Source organism: Paenibacillus sp. P3E, from assembly GCF_001909045.1.
In the GTDB taxonomy this organism is placed as follows: domain Bacteria; phylum Bacillota; class Bacilli; order Paenibacillales; family Paenibacillaceae; genus Paenibacillus_AQ; species Paenibacillus_AQ helianthi.
Window position 1 is genome coordinate 125,149 of the sequence record NZ_LVWH01000231.1, and the last position, 11,088, is coordinate 136,236.

At 48.0% G+C, this 11,088-nt stretch carries 7 protein-coding genes; 6 read left to right on the top strand and 1 reads right to left on the bottom strand.

Translation table 11 applies throughout. The annotated features are described in order from the left end of the window. Positions 1-204: 204 nt before the first annotated feature. From A3842_RS30285 to A3842_RS30300, 4 genes are all read left to right on the top strand, one after another. Entirely contained in the window at positions 205-1,395 is a 1,191-nt protein-coding gene (locus A3842_RS30285; protein ID WP_074103783.1) for a cell wall-binding repeat-containing protein, read from the top strand. A 77-nt stretch (positions 1,396-1,472) separates the two neighbouring features. Beyond that, on the top strand, positions 1,473-4,403 hold the full coding sequence (locus tag A3842_RS30290) for an insulinase family protein (protein ID WP_074103784.1): 2,931 nt from the start codon (positions 1,473-1,475) through the stop codon (positions 4,401-4,403). Positions 4,404-4,406: 3 nt separating this feature from the next. Next, positions 4,407-5,111, top strand: a complete 705-nt coding sequence (locus tag A3842_RS30295) for a response regulator transcription factor (protein WP_074083449.1) — start codon at positions 4,407-4,409, stop codon at positions 5,109-5,111. A gap of 38 nt (positions 5,112-5,149) precedes the next feature. After that, positions 5,150-6,496, top strand: coding sequence for a sensor histidine kinase (locus A3842_RS30300; RefSeq protein WP_244169649.1), 1,347 nt, complete (start codon positions 5,150-5,152; stop codon positions 6,494-6,496). 792 nt (positions 6,497-7,288) lie between these two features. Here the strand turns inward: A3842_RS30300 and A3842_RS30305 are convergent. Beyond that, complete coding sequence (locus tag A3842_RS30305) at positions 7,289-7,774, bottom strand: DUF6803 family protein (protein ID WP_074103786.1); 486 nt, start codon at positions 7,772-7,774, stop codon at positions 7,289-7,291. A 145-nt stretch (positions 7,775-7,919) separates the two neighbouring features. Between A3842_RS30305 and A3842_RS30310 the strand changes: the two genes are divergently transcribed. Further along, positions 7,920-8,597 (top strand): HAD family hydrolase, encoded by a 678-nt coding sequence (locus tag A3842_RS30310; protein ID WP_074103787.1) that lies wholly within the window; start codon positions 7,920-7,922, stop codon positions 8,595-8,597. Between the two features lie 458 nt (positions 8,598-9,055). Then, on the top strand, positions 9,056-10,969 hold the full coding sequence (gene thrS / locus A3842_RS30315; protein ID WP_074103799.1) for a threonine--tRNA ligase: 1,914 nt from the start codon (positions 9,056-9,058) through the stop codon (positions 10,967-10,969). Positions 10,970-11,088 lie beyond the last annotated feature (119 nt).

Consider the following 11,088-nt stretch of genomic DNA (forward strand, 5'->3'; position numbering starts at 1 on the left):
AGCAGGAAAACGGCTGTAACGCTCAGAGAAGGGCGGTGCAGCCGTTTTTGTACGAAAAGAAAGATTCAAAGAAATATTCAAAGAAATATCACCTCTCAGATAATAGTCATTCTTTATTTGTTGCAATTCTACATTCTTTCTACATAATTATCCGGTACACTTCTATTTACATTCGCGAGTGCAATGAAATGGAGGGATACACCGGTGAAGAAAACCATATGTAAAGCTGCTTTGACTATATTGCTCGGTGCGGCGCTGGCAGGCTGTTCTACGGCGAATAACTCACGTTCCGCGTCAACGGACACTCCATCACAATCAGCTGTTTCTATACCCTGGATCGCTACCAAGAATACAACCAGAATCAATACCTCAGATCCGATTCAAGCGGCAGTGCTCGTATCTCAATCCCTGTGGACGGCGGAAACGAAGAACAATCGGCCTTCCAGTGTAGTCCTTACCGATGTCAGCAGCTGGCAGATTGCCGCGGTAAGCACGGACTTGATCCATCATCCAAGCAATGGTCCGGTGCTATTCATCACCAAAGAGGGTATTCCGGAAGTTACGCTGACGGAACTCAAAAGACTTAAGCCTATGGGAGCGGAGAGTAACGATGGTGTTCAAGTGGTTCTTGTCGGAACAGTAGCAGACGGTGTAGAAGATCAACTAAAGGTCCTGGATTTGAAGGTGGATAAAATAGAGGGGGAAGAACCAGATGAAGTTGCTAAATCGATCGATGCCTATTATGAAAAAGTGTCCGGAGCGCTGCCGCCAAGCGTCATAGTCGGCTCCGTGGACAGTCCTGAATATACACTGCCCGCAGTCAACTGGATCGCTCATATGCCCGAGCCCTTACTCTATGTGAGTAAACGAAAAATTCCGGAAGCTACTGCAGAAGCCCTCAAAGCCCGCGGAGGTAAAGCGGCTATCTACATTCTTGGCCCAACGTCCGCAATTTCGGCAGATGTTGAGGCACAACTTCAGGAATACGGAACGGTAAAGCGGATTTCCGGCGATAATCCTTACACGAACGCTATTGCTTTTGCGAAGTTCAAGGATGAGGCTAACGGCTTCGGCTGGGGCATCACAACGCCCGGACATAACTTATCTTTGCTGACGGCGGATTCGACCATGCTGGCGATTGCAGCCGCGCCGTTGTCACACTTAGGCAAACATGCACCGCTAGTTTTCACAAAAAAAGATGGTATGCCGGATTCGTTAATGAATTATACAATGGAGCTTCAACCGAAATTCAAGGATTCTCCTGCGGAAGGTCCGTATAATCATGCCTGGCTGACCGGTGATACCGACACCCTTTCCAGCGGTACGCAAAGTGAAATCGACGATATGCTGGAGATCTCTTCTGCCTCCGGGGGAGACCCTCACTCCGGGCATTAACTTAGGTTAGAACAATAAACCCGTAATATGATAAGCTCATAGAGTGAAATACAGCCCTAAATAAAGGAGGACAATCTATGAGCAGCTTGAAAACAGGCAATGTCTACTCCGGATTTAAAGTCATACTTGAGGAATATATCCGGGAAATCGAATCCTCCGTATTTACAATGGAGCATCAGCAAAGCGGCGCAAGGCTGCTTTTCGTGCAGAATCAGGATGATAATAAGGTGTTCAGCGTCAGCTTTCGGACTCCGCCCGTGGACAGCACGGGAGTTTTTCATATTTTAGAGCATTCCGTATTATGCGGTTCGGATAAATATCCGGTCAAGGAACCGTTTGTTGAGCTGTTAAAGGGCTCGATGAAGTCATTTCTGAATGCATTTACATTTGCCGATAAGACCATGTATCCGGTGGCAAGCCGGAATGACAAGGATTTCTCCAACTTGATGGAGGTCTATCTGGACAGCGTGTTTAAGCCGAATATTTATAAGCAGCAGGAGATTTTTGAGCAAGAGGGCTGGCATTACGAGCTACAGCGTACGGAGGATGAGCTGATCTATAAGGGCGTTGTATACAACGAAATGAAAGGCTCTTATTCCTCACCGGTTACGGTACTGCTGGACCGGATCAAAAAGTCGCTGTATCCGGACACCCTATACCGTCATTCCTCCGGCGGAGATCCTCAGGATATCCCAACATTGACCTATGAGCAGTTCCTTGCGGCGCACAGCAACTATTACCATCCGTCCAACAGCTATTTTTATCTCTATGGGGATGTGAACATCGAAGAGAGGCTGGAGTTCATCCATCAGGAATACCTCAGCCAGTACACCCGGAATGACTTCGATACCGCCATACCTATGCAGCAGCCGATGGGAATGACGGAATTTAGGGCGGATTATTCCATTCTGGAATCAGAAACAGCTGAGGATAAGACCTATCTGAGCATGAACTATGTGATTGGAACCTCTTTGGACCGGGAGCTGAATCTGGCCTTTGCTATTCTGAAAAACATATTGATGGACAGCAACGCTGCTCCGCTGAAACAAGCACTGCTGGAAAGCGGTCTGGGCAAAGACGCGTTTGCCTTCTATTCCGACAGTATGGTCCAGCCGCTGCTGGGTATTACATTGACTCACTCCAATCCCTCATCCAAGGCTGCTTTTCTGGATCTGATCAGAACGACATTAAGCCGCCTTGCAGCGGATGGACTGGATGAGAAGCTGGTTCTCGCTGCAGTCAACAGCAAGGAATTTGAACTGCGTGAAGCGGACTTTGACCGCTATCCGAAAGGGCTGACCTATAATATTGAGGTTATGAAGTCCTGGCTGTACGAAGGTTCACCGTCTGCTCATCTGGAATATGAAACAGTGTTTGCTGCCATCCGGGAAAAATGTGCGGACCGTTATTTTGAACAGCTGATCGAAACGTATCTGCTGAACAGTCAACATTGCAGTGTAGTTATACTTCAACCTTCAAATACCATTGCAGCCGAAAAAGAAGCAAATTGCCGTAAGCAGCTTGCTGAATATAAATCGTCTTTGACCCCTGAACAGCTCGGTCAGCTTGTTAAGAACACACAGAACCTGTTGGCCCGGCAGAGCCGTCCGGACGCACCAGAGGATCTGCAAAAACTTCCGAGGCTGTCCCTTCAGGACATTACCCGCTGCGCACCACCTCAAGTACCTACTCATGAATACACGCTTAAAGGCATAAAACTGATTCATCATGAGATACCTACGAACAAAATCGCCTATATCAAGTTGTATTGGGATACCGGAGTTGTTGCCGTAGAGCAGATTTCTTATCTGACACTGTTGTCTAAGGTATTCGGCCAATTGGAGACTGACGCTTACAGTATTGAAGAGCTCACCAGTGAAATTGGGATCAAAACCGGAGGTATTCATTTTCAAAACGAGGTTTTTGGTGCTGCTCAAGATTCTGATGTCAAATATCAGCCTAAATTCAGTGCACGCATAAAAGTGATGAAGGGCAACATTGGCGATTCTCTGCAGCTGCTCCATGAGCTGCTCTATGCCAGCAATCTGGATAACTTGACCAAGCTGCAGGAAATCGTCCGCCGGGAAGCCTCAAAGATGGAATCCATTCTGAACCAGAAAGGCAATGAAATCGCAGCCAGCCGTTTGCTTTCCTATTTCTCAGATCGGGGTGCGTATCAGGAGCAGCTCGGAGGTGTGGCTTATCACCGGTTTATCCGGGATCTTGCCCATACGATTGACCAGCAGAGTGAACGGCTCTCTGACACGCTCAAAGAGATCTGCGCAGTCTTGTTCAACAAGCAGAATCTGATCCTGTCTGTGACAGGGGCTTCGGATATCTATGAGGAGTTCGCTGCGAATTTGGAACAGCTGGATCTACAGGACCGGCAGGTGGAGCTGCAACCTGTGCTGAAGGCACAAGACCAGGCCAGTAACGAAGGCTTCATGTCTTCAAGCCAGGTGCAGTATGTAGTTAAGGGATATGATTTCAACAAGCTCGGATTTACATATTCCGGCAAGATGCAGGTTCTCAAAAAAATCCTCAGTCTGACCTACCTGTGGAATGCTGTCCGGGTAAAAGGCGGAGCTTATGGCGGGAGTCTGATTCTACAAAAAGAGGGTATTCTCTTGTTCACTTCCTATCGCGATCCGAATTTGCAGGGGACACTGGAGATCTACGATCAGGCGTACCGGTTTGCCGAAAGCTTTGTAGCAGATGAGGATGAAATGACCAAATCGATTATCGGCACCCTGGCTATGTTTGACCAGCCGCTCAGTCTAAGTGCTCAGAGACGGCAGGCGGACCGGCATTATTTTGAACACATTACTGGAGAAGAGCTGCAGCAGGAGCGGGATGAAATCTTGTCTACTACACCCGGAGATATCAGAGAATATGCCGGGCTGCTAAAAGCTGTGGCGGAGAAGAACTACCTCAGTGTGGTTGGTAATGAAACCAGAATGAAAGCGGCACAAGCCTTATTTGGAAGCCTGGAGGAATTAGTGAGGTAACGTATGAAAACACAAATTCTGATTATAGACGACGAATGGAATATGCGGAATTTGCTGCGTATCTATTTACAAAAAGAAGGCTTTGCTACTCAGGAAGCGGCGACAGGGCACGAAGCGCTCCGTATGGTCGAACAGCACACCTTTGATCTGCTGCTCCTGGATGTTATGATGCCTGACATGGATGGCTGGCAGGTCTGCCGTGCTGTGCGAGAGCATACGCAGCTTCCCATTCTGATGCTTACCGCACGCTCTGAAACTAAGGACAAAGTGCATGGACTGGGAATTGGTGCGGATGACTATCTGACCAAACCTTTTGAGCCGGAAGAATTATTGGCACGAATCCATTCCTTGCTGCGGCGTTCATCGCTGACCCGGGCGGTCGAACCTCAGGAAGAGCAGTTGAATTATCCGGGCCTGCGAATCTCTCCAGAAGCACGAGAGGTCTGGATTGAAGGCCAGAGTGTTGATTTTACCTTGAAGGAGTTCGATCTTCTGACAATGCTTGCACGAAGCGGCCAGCGGGTATTTACCAGGGATGAACTGGTGGAACGTCTCTGGGGCAATGATTTTGGCGGAGAGATACGCGTGATCGACACACATATCAAGAATATCCGCGAGAAGCTGCAAAAGGCAGGACTGCCCTACAACCCGGTTCAAACGGTATGGGGACTGGGGTATAAATTCCAAATTCCCGGCACTGTCGAATGAAAAACAACATCATCGGTTTTAAACTGGGAGTTGTGATCATGTCAGTGTTTGTGATTGTTTTGCTGTTTCTTGGGATAGTCATCGACCGGATGTTCAGCAGCTTTTATTATAAAGAAATGCAGACTGAAACGAATGAACTGGCTTCGCATTTCACTGTGATGGCTGAATCCAAGGATACGACAAGCGAACAAATGATGCGTACCTTTGCTGAATTTTCCAATGTGAGTATTTTTAACATTTCACGGGACCGGAGCGTTAGTTTTCACTCAGGCTTGCATAATTCGGATGACCGGTCATTTATTCATGCTGCAGATTTGGAACGGATTTTTTCCGGCAACAGTGTGAGCTTTCTCTATAAAGATCCCGGTGGAAACCGCTATTTCGTGACAGGACAACCCATTAAGGCAGGCCAGACCATCAGTTCAGCGCTTTATGTCATGTCCTCTACAGCAAGTATGGAGCAATCCATAGATTCGGTGCGGGTTATCCTGCTGCTCTCGGGAATGGGGGCTTTGGTGCTGGCGCTGGGAATCACCTGGATTATTGCCCGGGTGCTGTCGCGTCCGTTGGTGCAGATGCAAAAAGCTACCCGCAAAATTGCGGCAGGAGAGCTTGAGACCCGGCTGACGATCAGCAGCAATGATGAGATCGGGTTTCTAGCGGCTGCAATCAACGATCTGGCCATCGACTTGCAGCGCTATCGAGACACCCGGCAGGAGTTTCTGGCAAATATCTCGCATGAGCTGCGGACACCGATCACCTATTTACAGGGCTATGCCAAGGTAGTGAAGGGTGAATTATACGAGACGGATGAAGAAAAAAATCTGTATCTTGATATCATTGACCAAGAGGCCCACCGTATCCAGCACCTGGTGGATGATTTATTTGAGCTCGCCAAGATGGAGGAAGGCAAAATTCCGCTACACCTGGAAGATGTGGACTTGAAGCCGATTGTGGAGCATGCGGCCCGCAAGCTGGAATTAACGGCCAAAGAAAAAGGCCTCAGTATTACAGTTTCTTATAGCGGTCAAGCTGTTGAAGTTCGCGGGGACCGCAAACGGATGGAGCAGATTGTCATGAATCTGCTGGAAAATGCCGTGCGCTACACCGATGAGGGCGAGATTAACGTCCAGCTGAATTCTACACCCGACGCCGTACTTTTCATCGTAGAAGATACCGGGATTGGGATTCCTGAAGACGAGCTTCCGTATATCTTTGACCGCTTTTACCGGGTGGAGAAATCCCGCTCACGACAGTATGGAGGTACGGGCCTTGGCCTTTCAATCGTGAAGAAGCTGATCGAGCTCTTGGGCGGTTCGATCCGCATCACCAGTACATATGGTGTGGGCACCCGCTGCGAGGTCAGGTTTCCAAAACATAGTTGAGAACAGTATCAATCTTACTGTGAACTAAAACTAAATAAACCTATTTATATCCAATTGAATTCGACCGAATCGAACTTGATTGAATGGAGTCGAATCTATTCTGAATGTTATAAGTTTCGCATAAACTTTTGGTTTTCAGCATAATAAAGCCTGCACTGGTTTGGATTTTCCTCTGTACTTTCACGAGTGTTGCGGACCGTATATCCCTTATTTGGTCGGATCAGGCGATTCATTAGATCATACGGACACAGATGACGTTACGTAGCCTGTTCCTCTTCAATTCAGGAAGGAATGCACGAAATAACGCCTCCTGAGTCCGTATATGCTAAAGAAACAAGTGTATTCGCAAAATAACGCCTTCTCTGTCCGTAACATTCTGCATTCTTAGACGATAACGAGTTACCAGATCACATTATGTTCAGCCTAAATGCTTCTAAGGTCCCCATACATTCTATGTATTTTATAATTTCATAAGCAATAAAAAAAGAACGCGCAACCACACGCGTTCTTTTCCATTTTCCTATCCCTATGGATGGAAAATAAATAAAAACTTTGAGAAAGGTGGAGAGTAACGGAGGGGATTTTGGAACTGTAGGAGCGGCAGCGTCCGCCTGAAAGCTTTCCGAAGGAAAGCTCGCATCGGAAGCATATACTGTCTGCGGATTTCAACCGCTTATTGCGGTTCAATCATAGAAATCTGCAGACAACAGCGGCCGAAAGTCCAAACATTCCCGCAGTTACGGCTATATACCTTTTCGCTCGTTCTATTTAATTTTCACATCCAACCCAATCTCAATGACTCATCCCAGCCATCCCGCTCATTATCTCAGGATTCACCATCCCGAAGATCATCGCGATATGCGCTACCACAAGAAAGCCGCTGATCAGGATGAAATGTAGTCTCAGCTTGTTTTCATCACTTTGCTTACGGGCAATAAGTCCAAGGTCCAGGAGGGCAAGGGGCAACAGGAAGATGACCCCGCTTAAGTAAAAGCTTACCGCCACTACGTCAACCCAGGTATGCCATTCCCCGTTTGCGGTAATCGGAACAAAGGCGGTAGGGAATAAATACAGAAACACTCCTGTAAAATACAGCCCGGCAAGTATGCTGCATGCCCGGTTAAACGCCCTAAGCGGCCCGTTGAGATTTTTGGTGAACAGAATAATAAATTCGGTCACTGTGATTGTCTCTGCAAAGATGACCGGAATCGCCATAAAAAGAATCAAATTCCATGGCTGATTGTCCGTTAGCAGGGACATGTAATGCGTCATGTTCATGTTAGTTCCTCCATTAGATCAAATAACTGCCATGATCATGTTAGTAAATAAGTGTGTGGAAAGTATGGAGAATCGAAGGTATGATAGTTAAAGCTGTAGAATCACGCAAGTAGCAATTGATCGTGAAGGGAGCACTGCGTAAGTAATGGAGAGACTGCAGAGTATTTTATTTGATCTGGACGGCACCTTAACCGACCCCAAAGAAGGGATCACCAAAAGCGTAGAATACGCGCTGGGCAAATTCGGAATTACCGTGGAGCATCCGGACCTGCTATTGCCCTACATCGGACCGCCCTTATACGATTCTTTCATAGAAATCCAGGGCTTCAGCGCTGAGAAAGCGGCCCAAGCCGTTGAATACTACCGCGAACGGTACCGCACACTGGGAATGTTCGAGAACGCGGTAATACCCGGTATCCCGGAACTGCTTGAGGAGCTGCAGAGTAAAGGCTTCAATCTATACGTAGCTACTTCAAAACCAACGGTATTTGCGGAAGAGATTATCCGTCATTATGACCTGGACTCCTATTTCAGACATGTAGCTGGAAGCAATCTGGACGGTACCCGCTCCAAGAAGAAAGAGGTTATTCAGTATGTGCTGGACGAGAATCACATTCCTCCGGAAACAGCGCTGATGATTGGAGACCGCGAGCATGATATTATCGGTGCCAAAGCCTGCGGGGTAGCCTCTATCGGAGTCATGATCGGCTATGGCTCGGAAGCGGAGCTTCAAAGTGCCGGTGCGGATCATATTGCATACGACGTGAAAGATATTGGTAATATTATCTCACGTATTTACGATAATTTAATTGACGTGAAATAATGCTGTGATCATACTTTTTCATCCGCAGGTTCAATGACTGGTGAATAGTCTTTTTATTTGAGTGGTTGACATTTCATAAATGACATGAGTATTATGTAACCAGCAACACCATATCCAAGGCAATGACCAAAGACATGATATCCTTCGCGGACTGGCCAGAGAAAGAAGTGAACGGTGAGAGCTTCTTACAGAGACCGGCAGGATGTTACCCCTTTGCAGCCGTGGCACTGAACCTTCCCTGCTGTTAGGGACGCTGTAAATGCCACCGTTTTATCCCCGATAACGGATACCAATGAGGATCTAGTATATTATTCTTCCGCCGAACAGCCGGGGGTCGAACGTTGCAGATCAAATTAGGGTGGAACCACGAGCCAGAACGCACTCGTCCCTTTCCGGGAGAGATGCGTTTTTTTGCGTTCTATAACACCAATAAAATCGAAGAAATGGAGGCCACAATCATGGAGATCAATGTAACGCTGCCGGATGGAACAATTAGGAGGTACGCACGCAGCACCACGATTGCGCAAATCGCGGAATCGATCAGCCCTAGCCTGAAGAAGCAAGCAGTAGCCGGCAAAATCGACGGTAGACCCGTTGACTTACATCAAGCGGTTGAATACGACTGTCTCGTTGAAATCGTGATGCCGGAAAGCTCAGATGGACTGTCTATCCTGCGGCATAGCACAGCACATCTCATGGCTCAGGCCATCCAACGAATATATGGCCCATCGAAGATTAAGCTGGGCATTGGTCCGGTTATCGAGGACGGCTTCTACTACGACATCGACACAGCTCAACCGATATCCATAGATGAATTCGCTGCAATTGAGCAGGAGATGCAGAAGATCATCCGGGATAATCTGCCGATTGTCCGGCGGGTCGTCAGCCGCAGTGAAGCAATCGAGTTCTTTGAAGCAAAGGGTGAACCGTTCAAGGTAGAACTGATTCACGATTTGCCGGAGGACGCAGAGATCAGCCTGTATGAGCAAGGGGAGTTCACAGATTTATGCCGGGGACCGCATCTGGTTTCTACAGGCCAGATCAAAGCCTTTAAGCTGCTGAGTGTAGCCGGAGCCTATTGGCGCGGTAATTCCGATAATCCAATGCTGCAACGGATCTATGGAACGGCTTTTTACAAGAAAGCGAAGCTGGAAGAGCATCTGCACATGCTGGAGGAAGCGAAGAAACGTGATCACCGCAAGCTGGGTAAGGAGCTGGGACTCTTCATGTTCTCCGAAGAAGCGCCTGGTATGCCTTTCTATTTGCCCAAAGGAATGATTCTCCGCACTGAGCTGGAGAACTTCTCTCGGGCATTGCAGCGTGAACGGGGATATGACGAGGTCCGCACACCCTTGATGATGAACAACCGGATGTGGGAGCAGTCAGGCCACTGGGACCACTACAAGGATAACATGTACTTTACTCAGGTGGATGAAACGAAATATGCGCTGAAGCCTATGAATTGTCCAGGGCATATGCTCATGTTCAAAAACAGTTTGCATTCCTACCGGGAACTGCCGATGCGTATCGCAGAGTTTGGCCAGGTGCACCGTCATGAATTTTCAGGAGCGCTGAACGGGATGATGCGGGTCCGGACCTTTTGTCAGGATGACGCCCATCTGTTCGTGCTTCCTAAGCAGATCGAAGAAGAAATCGGTGGTGTACTGGAGCTGATCGACTACATCTACAAGGTATTTGGCTTCGAATACAAGGTAGAGCTGTCTACACGGCCGGAAGACTATATGGGTTCGGAAGCGTTATGGGATCAGGCGGAAGCTTCGCTCCAAAGGGTACTGGATGAGCGTGGAATAGAATATCGTATAAATGCGGGGGACGGTGCGTTTTACGGACCAAAGATTGACTTTCATATTCAGGATGCACTGAAGAGAAGCTGGCAATGCGGGACCATTCAACTGGATTTCCAGATGCCGGAGAAGTTCGATCTGACTTATGTCGGTGAAGACGGCGAGAAACACCGCCCGGTCGTCATCCACCGAGCCATCTATGGCTCCATTGACCGGTTCATGGGGATTCTTACGGAGCATTTCAGCGGTGCTTTTCCACTGTGGCTGTCTCCGGTGCAAGTGAAGCTGCTGCCAGTTTCCGAACACTATGCCGATTACGCCTTTCAGGTAAAAAAAGAACTGCTGGCTGCCGGAATCCGCGTCGAACTGGATCTGCGGAATGAGAAGTTGGGTTACAAAATCCGTGAAGCCCAGCTGGAGAAAGTACCGTACATGCTTGTGCTTGGTGAGCAAGAGCAGAGCTCCGCTATGGTAGCTGTAAGAAAACGTGAGGGCGGCGATGCCGGAGTCATGACCCTATCTGAGCTTGTCCGGCGAATTGCAAGTGAGATTGAGGGTAGAGGATAGGTTTTCTTCATTAATATGCCTGCAAAAATAACGGCCTTATGCAGCTCCGTTTTACACAAACGGGGCTGTTTTTTTATATGAATGAGGCAGACAGAGATAATATATGTAATATATAATCA

Bases quoted from the DNA above. Each gene is read 5' to 3' on its own strand.
- A3842_RS30290 (WP_074103784.1), top strand. From the start codon at position 1,473: ATGAGCAGCTTGAAAACAGGCAATGTCTACTCCGGATTTAAAGTCATA.
- A3842_RS30295 (WP_074083449.1), top strand. From the start codon at position 4,407: ATGAAAACACAAATTCTGATTATAGACGACGAATGGAATATGCGGAAT.
- A3842_RS30300 (WP_244169649.1), top strand. From the start codon at position 5,150: ATGTCAGTGTTTGTGATTGTTTTGCTGTTTCTTGGGATAGTCATCGAC.
- A3842_RS30305 (WP_074103786.1), bottom strand. From the start codon at position 7,774: ATGAACATGACGCATTACATGTCCCTGCTAACGGACAATCAGCCATGG.
- A3842_RS30310 (WP_074103787.1), top strand. From the start codon at position 7,920: ATGGAGAGACTGCAGAGTATTTTATTTGATCTGGACGGCACCTTAACC.
- thrS (WP_074103799.1), top strand. From the start codon at position 9,056: ATGGAGATCAATGTAACGCTGCCGGATGGAACAATTAGGAGGTACGCA.